The sequence below is a fragment of the Micrococcus sp. TA1 genome (assembly GCF_014199555.1).
In the GTDB taxonomy this organism is placed as follows: domain Bacteria; phylum Actinomycetota; class Actinomycetes; order Actinomycetales; family Micrococcaceae; genus Citricoccus.
The window spans coordinates 2,035,709-2,050,046 of the sequence record NZ_JACHNW010000001.1; the positions used below are offsets into that span (position 1 = coordinate 2,035,709).

A 14,338-nucleotide genomic window follows, 5' to 3' on the forward strand; every position below is an offset into this window, starting at 1 on the left:
GGGTTATCGCGGCCCAGCCTACTGATAGAACTAAAGGGGAACGACGCCACCCGTCGGCACCCACCCGTCGACACCCGTGGAGAGGATCCGCCCCGCATGGACGAGCCCCTGGCAGCCGGTTCGCCTCCCGCCACCGCGGCGGAGACCGCCCCCGATGCCCCCTGGCCGCTGCGCGTGCTCTCGGAGAACCTCAAGCGGTACTTCGAGCGGGCGCCCCAGGCGTGGATCGAGGGCCAGCTGATCGAGTTCAAGGTGATCCGCGGCAACGCCTGGATGACCCTGCGGGACCTGGACGCGGACTACTCGCTGCCGGTGACCGCCTGGCGCAACGTCGCCGCCACCCTGGACGGCACGGTCGAGCAGGGTTCGCGCGTGGTGGCCTGCGTGAAGCCGAGCTTCTACACGAAGACCGGAAAGCTGAGCATGATCGCCTCGGCCATGCGCCCGGTCGGCCTCGGCGACCTGCTGGCCCGCGTGGAGAAGCTGCGCCGCGCGCTGGAGGCGGAGGGGTTGTTCTCCCCCGAGCGCAAGAAGCCGCTGCCGGTCCTGCCGCAGCTCATCGGGCTGGTGACCGGCCGTGACTCGGACGCGATGAAGGACGTCATGCGCAACACCCACCTGCGCTGGCCCGCCGCCCGCTTCGAGGTCCGCGAGGTGGTCGTGCAGGGGGCGAACGCGCCGCGCGAGGTGATGGCCGCCGTCGCCGAGCTGGACGCGCACCCGGAGGTGGACGTCATCGTCATCGCCCGCGGCGGTGGCGCCCTCGAGGAGGTCGTGCTGCCGTTCTCGGACGAGGCCCTGGTGCGTGCCGTGGCGGGCACCCGGACGCCGGTGGTCTCGGCCATCGGGCACGAAGCGGACCGGCCCGTGCTGGACGACGTCGCCGACCTGCGGGCCTCCACCCCCACGGACGCGGCCAAGCGGATCGTCCCGGACGCCGCGGTGGAGCGCGAGGCGATCGCCGGTGCACGGTCGCGGCTGGCCGCGGGGGTGGAGCGGCTCGTGCTGCACGAGGCGCAGCAGCTGCAGTCGCTGCGCACCCGGCCCGTGCTGGCGAACCCGGAACGGATGATGTCCGAGCGGACGGACGACCTGGAGCGGTGGCGCGAGCGCGCCCGGACGTCCCTGGCCGGGCAGCTGGACCGCGAGCACGACGCGGTGGGGCACCTGCGGGCCCGCGTGCGCTCGCTGTCCCCCCAGCACACCCTGGACCGGGGGTACGCCGTGGTCCAGCACGGAGGCCGGGTGGTGCGCGACGCCGGCCAGGTCTCCCCCGGTGATGCCCTGGACATCCTGGTGGCCGCCGGACGCATCGCCGCCACCACCACCGGAACCACCCTGGGCCCCGAGAGCAGCGCCCAGAGCAGCACAGAGGAGACTCGATGAGCACCCCCAGCACCACCCCCGCCGGCCAGGACGGGGCCGCCGAGGCCACCGCCGTGGAGGGGTTCTCCGCCGCGGACACCTCGGACATCGCGCGGATGAGCTACGAACAGGCTCGGGCCGAGCTGGTCGAGACCGTGACCCGGCTCGAGACCGGCGGTGCCGGGCTGGAGGAGTCCCTGGCGCTGTGGGAGCGGGGCGAGGCCCTGGCCGACCGGTGCGAGGCCTGGCTGGACGGTGCCCGCCAGCGCCTCCAGGAGGTCCGGGCCCGGGCCGCCGGGGCGGGTGCGGACACCGGTCCGGCCGGGGCCTGAACCGGCCGCCGCGGCGGGACTCGGCGCAGGGCCCGCCCCGTGTTCGGGCACGCCGGCGGCGGGGCGCATTGACCGGGTGATTACCTGTAGGTAACGTCTCACGGGGTGGTCCAGATCACAGCGCACCATTCCGGACGGACCCGTTCCGGTCCGTCGGCCCGCGCACCCGCCCCCGAGCGGCCACCCGGAGAGGGACCGCACCACCATGCCCAGCATCCTCGATCGGGAGGCCATCGTCGCCCCCCGGCAGTTCAACCGATGGCTGATCCCCGCGGCGGCCCTGGCCATCCACCTCTGCATCGGCCAGGTGTACGCGTTCAGCGTCTTCAAGATCCCCATGATGGGACATTTCGACACCGGTGAGGTCGCCGTCGGGTGGATCTTCTCTGTGGCCATCGCCATGCTCGGTCTGGCCGCCGCCTTCGGGGGTACCTGGGTGGAACGGTCGGGACCGCGCAAGTCCATGGTCGTGGCCGGGACCTTCTGGGTGGCCGGGTTCCTCGTCGCCAGCCTCGGCATCGCCACGGGGCAGCTCTGGCTGGTCTACCTCGGCTACGGCGTGGTGGGCGGCATCGGCCTGGGCATCGGGTACATCTCCCCGGTGTCCACGCTGATGAAGTGGTTCCCGGACCGGCCCGGGTTGGCCACGGGGCTGGCCTTCATGGGCTTCGGCGGTGGCGCCCTGATCGCCAGCCCCCTGTCCAACAGCCTCATGGCTTTCTTCGGCGGCGGCACCGATCCCGCGAACCTGGAGGCGGGCCTGCTGCAGACCTTCCTGACCCTGGCCGCCGTCTACGCCGTCGTCATCTCCCTCGGGGCGATCGTGATCCGCGTCCCGCACCCGGACTGGACGCCCGCCGGCTGGGACCCCTCGACGGCGGCCGCCAAGCCGTTGCAGACGACGGCGAACGTGTCCGCGGACTCGGCGATCCGCACGCCCCAGTTCTGGCTGCTGTGGATCGTGCTGTTCTGCAACGTCACCGCCGGCATCGGCATCCTGGAGAACGCCGCTCCCATGATCCAGGACTACTTCGACTGGATCACCCCGGCGGCGGCGGCGGGCTTCGTGGGACTGCTGTCCCTGGCCAACATGGCCGGCCGCTTCGTCTGGTCCGCCACCTCGGACTCCTGGGGCCGGAAGAACAACTACATGATGTACCTCGGCGTCGGACTGGCGCTGTACCTCGTCATCGCCCTGATGGGAGGGGCCAACGTGGTCGTGTTCATCCTCGCCACGATGGTCATCCTGTCCTTCTACGGCGGAGGCTTCTCCACCATCCCGGCCTACCTGAAGGACCTGTTCGGGGTCTTCCAGGTGGGAGCCATCCACGGCCGGCTGCTGACCGCCTGGTCGGCGGCGGGCATCGCCGGTCCCCTGATCGTCAACAGCGTGATCGAGGCCCAGGCGGACAGCGGGCTGACCGGCGCCAGCCTGTACTCGCTCTCGCTCTACATCATGGTCGGGCTGCTCGCGATCGGCTTCCTCGCCAACCTCCTGGTCCGCCCCGTCCACCCCAAGCACCACGTCCCGGAGGGCCGGGACCGCGAGAAGGAGTACGTCCAGTGAGCACACCCAACGCAGGCAGCAGCACCGCGGGCGGCGCCGCCCCGGTCACCCGGGAACCGGCCGGCACCGGCGGTGCCTACCGGACGACTGCCCTCGTCCTGGCCCTGATCGTCATCGCCGCACTGGCCTACGGGCTGGTCCAGACGGCCCTGAAGGCCTCCGCCCTGTTCACGGGCTGAGGCACCCATGACGCCGGCCCCGGCCGGACCCGCGACCTGCGGGTCCGGCCGGGGCCGGAATGTGTCGTCGTGCCGACGGCTCAGGCCGTCTGGCCGGCGTGCCTGCCCTCGGCGAACTCCTCGACGAGCTTGGCGTTGAACGCCTCCAGGTCGCCCGGGTTCCGGCTGGTGGTCAGGCCCTGGTCGACCACGACCTCCTCGTCCACCCAGGTGGCACCGGCGTTCTGCAGGTCCTCGGACAGGGAGTGGTAGCTGGTGAGCTTCCGGCCGGAGACCACTCCGGCACTGATGAGGGTCCAGGGCGCGTGGCAGATGGCGGCCACCGGCTTGTGCTCCTCGAAGAAGCCGCGCACGAACGCCTGGACGTCCTGGTCGGCCCGCAGCGCGTCGGCGTTCAGGGTGCCACCGGGCATCACGAGCGCATCGAACTGCCCGGAGGAGACGGAGCCGACCTGGTGGTCCACGGGGAAGGAGTCGCCGTGCTCCCAGTCCCCGTTCATCGCGGTGATGGAGTCGGACTCGGGGGAGACGAGCACCGGCTGGCCGCCGGCGGCCTTGACGGCCTCCCACGGCGAGGTGAGCTCGACCTGCTCCACGCCCCGGGTGGCGAGGAAGGCGATGGTCTGTCCCTGCAACTGCTGTCCGGTCATGTCGGTACCTCCTGGAGAGCGGATGGATCGGTCTGTCATCCCACCCTAGACCGGTGCCCCCGGGGGTGCCGCAAGGGGTGTTCGCCCACAGCGCTCAACCGGCGGGGACGACAGGCCGCGGCGCCACCGTCCACCCACCGGCGCCGGTCCCCCGGCCGCCCGGGTCAGCTCTCCGCCAGCCGCCGCTTCTCCAGGGCCACGTCGAAGTCCGCGGGCGGCCACTGCAGTTCCAGCGACTCCAGGGCGGTGATCAGCAGCTCCTGGACGGCGATCCGTGAGTACCACTTGCGGTTGGCCGGGACGATGAACCACGGGGCGTGGTCCGCGTCCGTCTCCTCGATCGCGACCCGGTAGGCGTCCATGTACTCGTCCCAGTGGGCGCGCTCGTCCACGTCACCGGGTGCGTACTTCCAGAACTTGTCCGGACGGTCCAGCCGTTCGGCCAGCCGGTCCTGCTGCTCCTCCTTGGTGATGTGCAGCATGACCTTGACGATCCGCGTGTTGCGCTCCGCCAGGTCCCGCTCGAACCGCCGGATCTCCTCGTACCGCCGCTCGATCGTGTGCAGTGAGGTCAGCTGCCGCACCCGGTGGATCAGCACGTCCTCGTAGTGGGACCGGTCGAAGACCGCCACGAAACCGGGGTCGGGCAGGTGCTTGCGGACCCGCCACAGGAAGTGGTGGCTCCTCTCCTCCTCGGTGGGGGCCTTGAAGGCCGCGGTCTCCACCCCCTGGGGGTCCATGGCACCCGCCACGTTGCGCATGATCCCGCCCTTGCCGGCGGTGTCCATGGCCTGGACCACCAGCAGCACGGAGGCACCCTTGCCGTTGCCGGACACGCCGTTGGCGTAGAGCAGCTCCTGCAGCTGCGAGAGCCGTTCGGCGCGGATGGCCAGGGTGGCCTCCCCCTCGGCCCTGCCGCCCAGGTACCCCGGTTTGGAGTCGGGATGGATGTCCGCGGGTCCCTTGATGACCCCGTCGCGGGTCCGGGCGCGCAGCAGCTCCCAGGGTGGTCCCTCGAAGTCCATCACGTGCTTCTTAGCGCTCACGGTATTCCTCCAGGAAGTCGGCGATGCGTTCGATCGCGATCTCCAGGTCCCGGACGTTGGGCAGCGTGACCAGCCGGAAGTGGTCCGTGTCCGGGTAGTTGAAGGCCCGGCCGTGGGAGACGAGGATCTTCTGGGCGCGCAGCAGCTCGATGACGAACTGCTCGTCGTCCTCGATCTCGTAGACCTCCGGGTCCAGCCGCGGGAACAGGTAGAGCGCGCCGTGGGCGGGCTGCACGGTGACGCCGGGGATCTCGGCCAGCAGCCGTTGGGCGGTGTTGCGCTGCTCGAGCAGCCGTCCGCCGGGCAGGATGAGGTCGTTGATGGACTGGTAACCGCCCAGGGCGGTCTGGATGGCGTGCTGGCCCGGGACATTGGCACACATGCGCATGTTGGAGAGCAGGGTGAGCCCCTCGATGAAGTCCGTGGCGCGGTGCTTCGGCCCGGAGATCGCCACCCAGCCGGCCCGGTACCCGGCCACGCGGTACGCCTTGGACAGCCCGGAGAACGTCAGGGTGAGGACGTCGTCGGACAGTCCGGCGGCGTTGATGTGACGGGCACCGTCGTAGAGGATCTTCTCGTAGATCTCGTCGCTCATCAACACCAGGTTGTGCTTGCGGGCGATCTCCACGATCCCGGAGAGCACCTGGCGGGAGTACACCGCCCCGGTGGGGTTGTTCGGGTTGATGATGACGATCGCCTTGGTGCGGTCGGTGATCCGGGCCTCGATGTCCTCCAGGTCCGGGGCCCAGCCCTCCTCCTCCATGCAGCGGTAGTGCACGGCACGCCCGCCGGACAGCGTGGTGGCGCCGGTCCAGAGCGGGTAGTCCGGGGCGGGGATGAGCACCTCGTCGCCGTCGTCGACCAGGGCCTGCAGCACCATGGAGATCAGCTCGGAGACGCCGTTGCCGATGAAGATGTCCTCCACCTCGATGCCCATGATCCCGCGCGACTGGTAGTACTGGCTGACCGCGGTCCGGGCCGAGTAGATGCCCTGGGAGTCGGAGTATCCCTGCGCGTGCGGCAGGTGGGAGACCATGTCCTTGAGGATCGCGTCCGGGGCCTCGAAGCCGAAGGGGGCGGGGTTGCCGATGTTCAGCTTCATGATGCGGTGGCCGGCCGCCTCCATGCGCTGGGCCTCCTCGAGGATCGGCCCGCGCACGTCGTACCGCACGTTCAGGAGCTTGGAGGACTGCTTGATCTGACCGGTCCGTGTCTTTGCCATGCCCACCATCCTCCCACCGCAGGGCGCGACTTGGCGCGTATCACCCACCGGGAAGACGGGAATCCGGCCCCTAGAACCAGCGCTCCGGTGCCTGCTCCAGGCCGGCCGACACCAACCAGTACTGGGCGGCCTCCTCGGGCGGCAGGGCGTCCGGGCCGGCGGAGAGCCGTTGCAGCTCGGCCAGGTGCTCCCCGCTCAGCTGTCCGGCGAGCTCGCCCAGCGCTCCGGTCGCGGTGCCGGGCACGTCCTGAGGATCGGCCACGAGCAGGACCCGGCCTTCGGGCAGGATCCGCTCCGGGTCACCCAGGGGCACCAGGGCGTGGTCGGCGATCGCGGGATCGGTGCCGTAGAGCATGGCGACGTCGGCCCGTCCCGTCACCAGGTCGACGGCCGGTCCGTCCTCGCCCGGCGCGATCCACTCGTCCGGTTCGCAGCCGGCCAGGACCTCGAGCCGACGGGTCTCGAGGGCCCCGGCGGCCTCGGGGGTGAAGACCATCCGGTCGCACAGGCCGTTGAGGTCGCCCAGCTCCTCCATCGAGTACAGGCCGGCCGTGGCCGTCGTGGTCACGGCCTGCAGCCGCAACGTCCCGGCGGACTCCCCGATGACCTCGGTGCCCTCTGGCAGGTGGTCCACCACGATGGCCGTGGTGCCCGCGGCGTCGGAGGCCGGGGCGCCGTCCGGCAGCGGCGTGGGGGTGCCGGTGGCGGTCGGGTGACCGGTCGGGGAGGCCGGGGCCGGGTCCGTGGGGCTCGCCGTGCGGGTGGGTGACCTCGTGCCCGGGGACGGCCCATCGGTCGCCGGGGAAGCGCCCGCGGTGGGCACGGCCGACGCCGTCGGTGACGGGGACGGCGTCGGGACCGGGCCGGCCAGGGCCGCGGGGGCGACCTCGGAGGCCATGGCGAGCGAGTCCACGATCGCCACCTGCTGGTCTCCGGCGGCACCCCAGGGGACGGTCGAGGGCTCGCCCATGACGGTGTTGACACCGTGGTTCTGCAGGTGCCGGACCGCGACGCGGGCCAGGAGCTGCTCCTCGGGCCGGGTTCCCCCGACCACCGTCACCGGTCCCGCCGTCGAGGAGGCGGTGGCGCCCGGGCCGGAGTCCGCGGGAGTGCACCCGGCCAGGGTCACGGTGAGGGCGAGACTCGCGGCGGCCCAGCCCGGCGCGGTGCGCCTCATCGGCGCACCCCGGCCAGGTCGAGGGCACGGTGCACGTGCGGGGAGGTCCGGTGCCGCTGCAGCTCGTCCAGCGGGAGCCACGCGGCGTCGATGGATGACCCCCCGACCTCGGCGCGCAGCCGGCCGGAGACGATCTCGGCCCGGTACAGCACCTGGACCGCCAGCAGGGAGCGCCGCGTGGCATGGGTCCGGTGCTCCGGGTCGATGGTGCGGCTGATGACACCGAGCAGGCCGTCGAGGCGGGCCGTGTACCCGGTCTCCTCCTCGATCTCGCGCAGGCAGGCCTGTTCGGGCTGCTCCCCCAGCTCGATCCTGCCGCCGGGCAGCGTCCAGATCGCCTCACGCGGCCCCTGCCACAGGCTCAGCAACAGGGCTCCGTCCTGGACGATCACTCCGTAGGCACCCGCCCTGGTGTCGAAATCCATGGACTCCAGTCTAGGAGGCCGCGGGCGCCGACCCCGCCCCTCCCCCGCGTCTCTGGAATACTGGGTGGGCTGTGCACGCATACCACTGGATTCGAGAGAAGGGAGGGCCGGTCGTGAGCGAGGAGGACACGCCCACCCCGGGCCTGCCCGAGGACCTGGCGCCGCGGCTGGGCGCCGTGCTGGCCCGGCGCTCGCTGACCAACTCCCAGGACGACCCGGAGACGGCCCGCGGCTGGCTGGACGCCTCCTACGAGGCCGCCTACGCGGAGGACCTGGCCCTGGCCGGGCGCGCGGCCCGCGCCGGTCTGCAGGCCCGCGGCGGCCAGGACCCGTTCAACCGGGCCGGACTGCTGCGCGCACTGGCCTCGGTGGCGGAGATGCAGGGCGACCATGCCGCGGCCACCCGGTACATCGCGGAGCGCTCCCAGCTGCTGGTGGAGGCCGGGTATCCCCACCAGGCCCGGATGGAGTCCGAGCTGGGCACCATGCTGCTGCGCGAACCGGAGTCGTTCGAGGCCACCGTGCTGGAGGGCCTGCTGGAGGCCGAGCGCGCCCGGTCCGCGCGCTCCGTGGACACCGTCCTGCCGGACGTGCTGGTGGCGCTGGCGGTGCGCAACGTGGAGGACGGCCGCCTGGATCCGGCGGTGGACCTGCTCGAGGAGTGCCTGGACATCCTGGACGCCCGGGTGGGCGCCGGCATCGCCGTGGCCCCGGAGTCCCTGTCCTCGACCCGGATGTTCCTGGCCCACGTCCACCTGATGTCCCATGAGCCCGAGAGCGCGGCGGAGGTCGCGGACGAGGTGCTGGCCGGCAAGGCCAACCGCGCGGTCCGCGCGGCCATGTGGATGCTCAAGGCGGTGGTCGCCCACGAGCTCGGTGACGCGGCCCAGGCAGCGGCCGACGCGCTGCGCGCCGTGGAGCTGCACGCCGCCGCCGGGGTCCGGAAGGGCGCGGCGTCGGCCGCTGCGCTGCTGGCGGGCCTGGCGCACGACGCCGGCGACCAGCAGTCCTCCATCCTCGCCTGGAAGGTCGCGGTCGCCCAGGCCGAGCAGGGCGAGGTGCCGGAGGCCTCGGACCTCACCCTGGCCCTGGGGCACCAGCTGCTCGAGGCCGAGGAGCACGCGCTCGCCGAGCGCGTCCTGGCGGGACTGGTGCGCCGCGAGGAGGCCGCCCGTCGGCTGCCCGGGCTGGCCCGGGCACTCGTGGACCTGGGCCACGCCGCCCGTCACCAGGGGCGTCCGGACGAGGCGCTGGAGCACTGGGACCGCGCGTCGGGCCTGTTCCAGGAGGCCGGGTCCCTGGCCGAGGCCGCCCGGATGTGCCTGGCGGCCGGGGCCCTGCTGAACCGGCAGGAACGTGCCGAGGACGCGGCAGAACGGTTCTCCCGGGCCGTCGAGCTGGCCCGCCGGGTCGAGGACGAGGACGACCCGGCCGTGCTGCCCCAGGCCCTGCACGCCCTCGGCCACGTGCTGTGCGAGCTGGGCCAGGAGCGGGGGGTGGCCCTGCTGGACGAGGCGATCGCCCTGGCCCAGGACTCCTCCGCGGCGTGGCACGAGGCAGACTTCACGGACACCCGTGCCCGCGGGCTGTGGGCCCTGCGCCAGGGCCCGGCCGCGGTGTCCTCGGCACTGACGGCGGCGGACCTGTTCGCCGCCTCCCAGGACACCACCGCGGCCTCCAACGCCGAGCTGTTCGCCGCCTACGTGCTCCTGGAGCAGGAGCGGGCCGAGGAGGCGGCCTCCCTGTTCCGGATGATCACGGAGCAGCAGGACACGGCCCGGTACCTGCGGATGGCGGCCTGGCTGGGGCTGGCGCAGTCCCTGGACCTGGCCGGTGATGAGGAGGGCGCCGCCCTGGCCCGCCTCCGTGCGGACGCCGCCTCCTCGGAGCAGGACCCGGACCCGCAGGCGGAGCAGGGTGGGGACGCGCATCCGGAGGCGGACCTGGACCAGACCTTCGACCAGGCCCTCGATCAGACCCTCGACCAGGCCCTGGACCTGGCCCTGGAGCTGGATGCCGAGCAGGTCGTGGACGAGGCCCGGGCTCCCGATCCCGGGCAGGACCCGGATCCGGACGCGGACCAGGACGGCGATCCCCCGACCGGGTGACCCTGCCGGTCCGCCACCGCCGGTCCGCCCCCGCCGCGTCGGCCCCCGCCGCGTCGGCCCCCGTCCGCCGGACGGTCGTCCTCTCCTCGTCGACCGGGGCCGGTCTCTCATCTTCGGCTCATCCGGATGCGGAAGGATCATGGCCATGAAGAACGCGGGCAGAGGATTGAAAGCCGCCGTCGTCCTGATGGTGGCGGCGGTCGTGGCGGCTCTGGGCGTCGCGGTCCTCGCGGCCCGGCCCAGCTCCGTGGAACTGGCCCCGCTGATCGCCGTGACGGATGCCCCGACGGCGCAGCGGCACAACGCGCCCTCCGCGGCCGGGACCGGTTCCCCCGGTGACGCCTCGACCGCGCCGTCCTCCCCCCAGGACGGGACGCCCTCGGCCGGGTCATCGGGCGTCACGGGCCGCACGGACGGCTCCGACCCGGCCGTCTCCCGGGCGAGGATCTCCGCCCGTCCCGCCCCGGAGACGTCTGCCCCGGCCCGTGCGGGTTCCTCCGGCGGCTCGGCGTCCTCCGGGGACACCGGCTCCGACAGCCAGGCCGCACAGCCCCGCACCCGCCAGGCCCCGCCGGCGGCCCCGCAGCCCGTCCCCGCCCCGGCACCGCAGTCGCCCGCCGATGACGATGATGACGACCGGGACGATGACGATGACGACGGGGATGACGGTGACGACGACGGGGATGACGACGATGACTGATGCGTCCCCCGGCGGGCACGCATGATCCCGCGCGCCCACCCGCCCGGCCGGGATGCCTCCCGGACCGGCGGCCTGCTGAGCCGTGCGCGCCCGGTCCGCCGCTGGAGCGCACTGCCCGTGCGCACCCGCGTGGTCGGACTGCTGGTCCTGCTGACCGCCCTGGCGCTGCTGCTGTCCGGCGCCACGGCCTACCTGCTGCAGCGCGCCGTCATGAACGGGCAGATCGACGACTCGTTGAAGCGTTCGGTCCAGGAGTTCCGCATCCTCGCACAGGAGGGCATCGATCCCGAGACCGGTGAGCCCTTCTCCGCTTCGGACCAGCTGGTCTTCACCGCCATGCAGCGCACCCTGCCCGCCGACGACGAGGGCATGCTGGGCCTGCGGGACGGGCGGATCAGCTGGACCGCCTCGGATGCCGTCGAGGTGCGCCTGGAGGACGACCCCGAGCTGATCTCGTGGGCTCAGGGCCACTTCGGGGGCGACTCGGTCCGGCTCGAGACGGTCTCCACGGCCCAGACCACCTACCGGGCGATCGCGGTCCCCATCCGCTTCGACAACGACACCGCCCCGTCGATGCTGCTGCTGGCCTTCGACTACTCCGCCCAGTTGGCGGGGCTCAACTCCTCGTTCCTGTCCTACGGCGGGGTCGGCCTGGGCGTGATGGGCGTGGTCGGCCTGGCCGGGTGGGTCCTGGTGGGACGGCTGCTGCGGCCGTTGCGCACCTTGCAGTCCACCGCCGCGGAGATCTCCGGGACGGACCTCAACGGCCGCGTCCCCGTCTCCGGCCAGGATGACGTCGCCGAGCTGGCCACCACGTTCAACGAGATGCTGGACCGGCTCCAGGAGTCGTTCTCCTCGCAGCGCCAGCTGCTGGACGACGTCGGCCACGAGTTGCGGACCCCGATCACCATCGTCCAGGGCCACCTGGAACTGCAGGACGCCGAGGACCCGGCCGACGTGCGCGAGGTGCGGGAGATCGCCCTCGACGAGCTGGACCGCATGCGCCTGCTGGTGGAGGACCTGGTGACCCTGGCCACGTCGGGCCGGCCGGACTTCGTCGAGCCCGAGCCGATGGAGGTGGGCGCCCTGACGCGCGACGTCCTGGGCAAGGCCACGCAGCTGGGCGAACGGGTCTGGACGCTGGACCACGCGGCGGACGTGACCGTCCCCCTCGACGGCCGGCGCATCACCCAGGCCTGGCTGCAGCTGGCCTCCAACGCCGTGAAGTACTCCGAGGACGCATCCAAGGTCTCCCTCGGCTCCCAGGTGCTCAACGGCCATCTGCGGCTGTGGGTCCGGGACCAGGGCATCGGCATCCGGTCCGAGGACCGAGAGCGCATCTTCAAGCGCTTCGGCCGTGGTGCCAACAGCACCCGCGCCGAGGGCTCGGGGCTGGGCCTGAACATCGTCACCGCGATCGTGAGCGCCCACGGGGGCACGGTGGACGTCCAGTCCGCGCCCGGCATCGGGTCGACCTTCTTCATGGACCTGCCCCTGACCGAGGAGGACCCTCCGGCCGACGGATCGTCCCCGGCGGTACCGTCGGAGACGGATGACACGACGGCGTGCCGGACCGGCCGGGCCCTCGAGACGTCCATCCCGGGGGCCGGGGCCCCCGGGGACCAGCAACCCCCCTCCAAGGACGGTGTGGCGTGAGCCAGATTCTGATGATCGAAGACGAGCCGCGGATCAGTTCGTTCGTGGCCAAGGGCCTGAAGGCGGAGGGCCTGGCGACCACCGTCGCCGCCACCGGTCGCGAGGGCCTCGTGCTGGCCCTGACCGGTGGTTTCGAGCTGGTCATCCTGGACCTGGGGCTGCCGGACATGGACGGGTTCGAGGTGCTCAAGAGGATCAGGGCGCAGGACGCGAGCCTGCCGGTGATCATCCTCACCGCCCGCACCTCCGGCGAGGACACCGTCACCGGGCTGACCTCGGGCGCCGACGACTACGTGCCCAAGCCGTTCCGTTTCGCCGAGCTGGTGGCCCGGGTCCGGCTGCGGCTGCGCGGTGACAACGGCAACGGCCAGGCCCCCGAGGACCCGGTGCTGCGCCATGCGGACCTGGAGCTCGACCCCCTGCGGCACGTAGCCGCGATCGGCGGGGTGGAGGTGGACCTCTCCGCCCGGGAGTTCTCCCTGGCCGAGACGTTCATGCGCCACCCGGGCCAGGCCCTGAGCCGGGAACAGCTGCTGTCCCGGGTCTGGGGCTACGACTTCGACCCCGGTTCCAACGTGGTGGACGTGTACGTGCGCTACCTGCGCAACAAGCTCGGCGCCTCCCGCTTCGTCACCGTCCGGGGCGTGGGCTACCGGCTGGTGGATGAGAAGGACTACCAGCCCGAGGCCGACTGAGGCAGCCCGAGCAGCGACTCCGCGATGTCCAGCCGCTTCCGGGCCGCCGACTGCCAGTCCCGGCGGCCGGAGTCCCGGGCACCGGCCACCAGGGACAGCGCCACCGACGCCGACCGGCACGCCAGGGCGACGGGGTCCACGGTCGTCACGAAGTGCGAGTGGAACCGGCGCAGCGCCGAGTCGGTGAAGACGTACCGCTCGTCGACCGTCGGCAGCACCGCCAGGTGCCCCAGGAAGCAGGCCAGGTCGTCCACCCGGTGCCCGGGACCGGCGCCGTCGATGTCCAGCACGCAGCTGATCCGCCCCTCCGCCACCAGCAGGTTCGCCTCGTAGAGGTCACCGTGGGCGGGAACCAGGGGGCCGCGGTCCGAGCAGTCCAGCTGCCGTTGCAGGTGGTCCACCAGGGACCGGATACGGCGGGCCTGGTCCGGAAGCGCCGTGGCCGCGGCATGGCCGTAGGAGGGGGTGCGGTCCGCCCATGCCTCCCGCCGCGGCAGGGACAGCAGCTCGGCGGGCATGCGGTCCAGCAGCTGGGTGACCTCGGCCGGATCGATCCGCCGGGCGCCGTCCGCCATGATCTGTCCCGCCAGGACCGTGCCCGCGCCCTGCCCCAGGGCCAGGACGTCGGCCACCGGTGGGCCCAGCACGGGCGGGACCGGAACGCCGGCCGCCGCCAGCAGCACGTGCCGGTGGTGCAGTCCCGTGGCCTGTCCGCCGCGCATCACCTTCAGGAACACGGTCCGGCTGCCGAACACGGCCCGCAGGACCGCCCGCCGCAGCGGTCGGTAGCTGACGGTCTGCAGGTCCGTCAGGGGATCCCCGGCGCCCCAGACCGATGCCACGGACTCGGGGTCCGAGGCCAGCGCCAGTCCGTGCAGCCGTGGGTCGTGGGGGTGGAACCACGCGGACCAGTCGGTGTCCGCGGCGCGGCCGGCATCGATCACGGCGTCCTCGGGGACCGATTCCGCGGTCAGGGCGACGTACAGCTCGGGTGGCGTGGACTCACCGGGGCCGGGTGCCGTCCGGACCCGGAAGACGCCGGTGGCGCCGGCGCCGGGGCGGTGCTGGAGGTCCACCAGTTCGGCGTCGTGCAGCGGCCTCAGGCCCTGGACCTCCAGGACGCGCTCGATGCTCGAGCGCACGTCCGGGGAGGACAGGTACGCGACCTGCCGGTTCTCCGCGTGCTCTCCGGGCGCCGGCCGGAGCATCGGCCCGT

14 protein-coding genes are annotated in these 14,338 nt (G+C 72.6%); 8 read left to right on the top strand and 6 right to left on the bottom strand.

Going from position 1 to position 14,338, the window contains the following annotated elements; translation table 11 throughout:
- The first annotated feature begins 96 nt into the window (after positions 1 to 96).
- The 4 genes from xseA (at position 97) to GGQ69_RS08850 (ending at position 3,443) form a co-directional block, all read left to right on the top strand.
- On the top strand, positions 97 to 1,386 hold the full coding sequence (gene xseA / locus GGQ69_RS08835) for an exodeoxyribonuclease VII large subunit (protein ID WP_183527277.1): 1,290 nt from the start codon (positions 97 to 99) through the stop codon (positions 1,384 to 1,386).
- Positions 1,383 to 1,697: an exodeoxyribonuclease VII small subunit gene (locus tag GGQ69_RS08840; protein WP_183527279.1), complete on the top strand. Its 315-nt coding sequence runs from the start codon at positions 1,383 to 1,385 to the stop codon at positions 1,695 to 1,697. The genes xseA and GGQ69_RS08840 overlap by 4 nt, the downstream gene beginning before the upstream one ends.
- A 205-nt stretch (positions 1,698 to 1,902) precedes the next feature.
- Complete coding sequence (locus tag GGQ69_RS08845) at positions 1,903 to 3,264, top strand: OFA family MFS transporter (protein ID WP_183527281.1); 1,362 nt, start codon at positions 1,903 to 1,905, stop codon at positions 3,262 to 3,264.
- Positions 3,261 to 3,443 (top strand): hypothetical protein, encoded by a 183-nt coding sequence (locus GGQ69_RS08850; RefSeq protein WP_183527283.1) that lies wholly within the window; start codon positions 3,261 to 3,263, stop codon positions 3,441 to 3,443. Before GGQ69_RS08845 ends, GGQ69_RS08850 begins: the two co-directional genes overlap by 4 nt.
- An 80-nt stretch (positions 3,444 to 3,523) precedes the next feature.
- Here the strand turns inward: GGQ69_RS08850 and GGQ69_RS08855 are convergent, their stop codons facing one another.
- The 5 genes from GGQ69_RS08855 to GGQ69_RS08875 form a co-directional block, all read right to left on the bottom strand.
- Positions 3,524 to 4,093, bottom strand: a complete 570-nt coding sequence (locus GGQ69_RS08855; RefSeq protein ID WP_183527285.1) for a type 1 glutamine amidotransferase domain-containing protein — start codon at positions 4,091 to 4,093, stop codon at positions 3,524 to 3,526.
- 164 nt (positions 4,094 to 4,257) lie between these two features.
- Positions 4,258 to 5,118, bottom strand: coding sequence for a PPK2 family polyphosphate kinase (locus GGQ69_RS08860; RefSeq protein ID WP_183528485.1), 861 nt, complete (start codon positions 5,116 to 5,118; stop codon positions 4,258 to 4,260).
- 10 nt (positions 5,119 to 5,128) lie between these two features.
- Positions 5,129 to 6,361 carry a pyridoxal phosphate-dependent aminotransferase gene (locus tag GGQ69_RS08865; RefSeq protein ID WP_183527287.1) on the bottom strand — a complete coding sequence of 411 codons (1,233 nt, stop codon included), beginning with the start codon at positions 6,359 to 6,361 and terminating at the stop codon, positions 5,129 to 5,131.
- Between the two features lie 70 nt (positions 6,362 to 6,431).
- On the bottom strand, positions 6,432 to 7,538 hold the full coding sequence (locus GGQ69_RS08870; RefSeq protein WP_183527289.1) for a hypothetical protein: 1,107 nt from the start codon (positions 7,536 to 7,538) through the stop codon (positions 6,432 to 6,434).
- A complete protein-coding gene (locus GGQ69_RS08875) occupies positions 7,535 to 7,963 on the bottom strand; it encodes an NUDIX hydrolase (RefSeq protein ID WP_183527291.1) in 429 nt (142 codons plus the stop codon). Before GGQ69_RS08875 ends, GGQ69_RS08870 begins: the two co-directional genes overlap by 4 nt.
- 113 nt (positions 7,964 to 8,076) lie before the next feature.
- On the opposite strand from GGQ69_RS08875, the gene GGQ69_RS16855 reads away from it, so the two are divergent.
- From GGQ69_RS16855 to GGQ69_RS08895, 4 genes are all read left to right on the top strand, one after another.
- Complete coding sequence (locus GGQ69_RS16855) at positions 8,077 to 10,071, top strand: tetratricopeptide repeat protein (RefSeq protein WP_183527293.1); 1,995 nt, start codon at positions 8,077 to 8,079, stop codon at positions 10,069 to 10,071.
- Between the two features lie 139 nt (positions 10,072 to 10,210).
- Positions 10,211 to 10,771 carry a hypothetical protein gene (locus GGQ69_RS08885; RefSeq protein WP_183527295.1) on the top strand — a complete coding sequence of 187 codons (561 nt, stop codon included), beginning with the start codon at positions 10,211 to 10,213 and terminating at the stop codon, positions 10,769 to 10,771.
- A 21-nt stretch (positions 10,772 to 10,792) separates the two neighbouring features.
- The gene (locus tag GGQ69_RS08890) at positions 10,793 to 12,427 is read left to right on the top strand and encodes a cell wall metabolism sensor histidine kinase WalK (RefSeq protein WP_183527298.1); all 1,635 of its coding nucleotides are present in this window, start codon (positions 10,793 to 10,795) and stop codon (positions 12,425 to 12,427) included.
- Positions 12,424 to 13,122: a response regulator transcription factor gene (locus tag GGQ69_RS08895; RefSeq protein WP_183527300.1), complete on the top strand. Its 699-nt coding sequence runs from the start codon at positions 12,424 to 12,426 to the stop codon at positions 13,120 to 13,122. Before GGQ69_RS08890 ends, GGQ69_RS08895 begins: the two co-directional genes overlap by 4 nt.
- Here the strand turns inward: GGQ69_RS08895 and GGQ69_RS08900 are convergent.
- Positions 13,101 to 14,330 carry a phosphotransferase family protein gene (locus GGQ69_RS08900; protein ID WP_183527302.1) on the bottom strand — a complete coding sequence of 410 codons (1,230 nt, stop codon included), beginning with the start codon at positions 14,328 to 14,330 and terminating at the stop codon, positions 13,101 to 13,103. The genes GGQ69_RS08895 and GGQ69_RS08900 overlap by 22 nt on opposite strands.
- Between the last annotated feature and the right edge of the window lie 8 nt (positions 14,331 to 14,338).

Coding starts and splice junctions, on each gene's coding strand:
- GGQ69_RS08840 (WP_183527279.1), top strand. CDS start 1,383: ATGAGCACCCCCAGCACCACCCCCGCCGGCCAGGACGGGGCCGCCGAG.
- GGQ69_RS08875 (WP_183527291.1), bottom strand. CDS start 7,963: ATGGATTTCGACACCAGGGCGGGTGCCTACGGAGTGATCGTCCAGGAC.
- GGQ69_RS08890 (WP_183527298.1), top strand. CDS start 10,793: ATGATCCCGCGCGCCCACCCGCCCGGCCGGGATGCCTCCCGGACCGGC.
- GGQ69_RS08865 (WP_183527287.1), bottom strand. CDS start 6,361: ATGGCAAAGACACGGACCGGTCAGATCAAGCAGTCCTCCAAGCTCCTG.
- GGQ69_RS08885 (WP_183527295.1), top strand. CDS start 10,211: ATGGCCATGAAGAACGCGGGCAGAGGATTGAAAGCCGCCGTCGTCCTG.
- GGQ69_RS08860 (WP_183528485.1), bottom strand. CDS start 5,118: ATGGACTTCGAGGGACCACCCTGGGAGCTGCTGCGCGCCCGGACCCGC.
- GGQ69_RS08900 (WP_183527302.1), bottom strand. CDS start 14,330: ATGCTCCGGCCGGCGCCCGGAGAGCACGCGGAGAACCGGCAGGTCGCG.
- GGQ69_RS08870 (WP_183527289.1), bottom strand. CDS start 7,538: ATGAGGCGCACCGCGCCGGGCTGGGCCGCCGCGAGTCTCGCCCTCACC.
- GGQ69_RS08855 (WP_183527285.1), bottom strand. CDS start 4,093: ATGACCGGACAGCAGTTGCAGGGACAGACCATCGCCTTCCTCGCCACC.
- xseA (WP_183527277.1), top strand. CDS start 97: ATGGACGAGCCCCTGGCAGCCGGTTCGCCTCCCGCCACCGCGGCGGAG.
- GGQ69_RS08845 (WP_183527281.1), top strand. CDS start 1,903: ATGCCCAGCATCCTCGATCGGGAGGCCATCGTCGCCCCCCGGCAGTTC.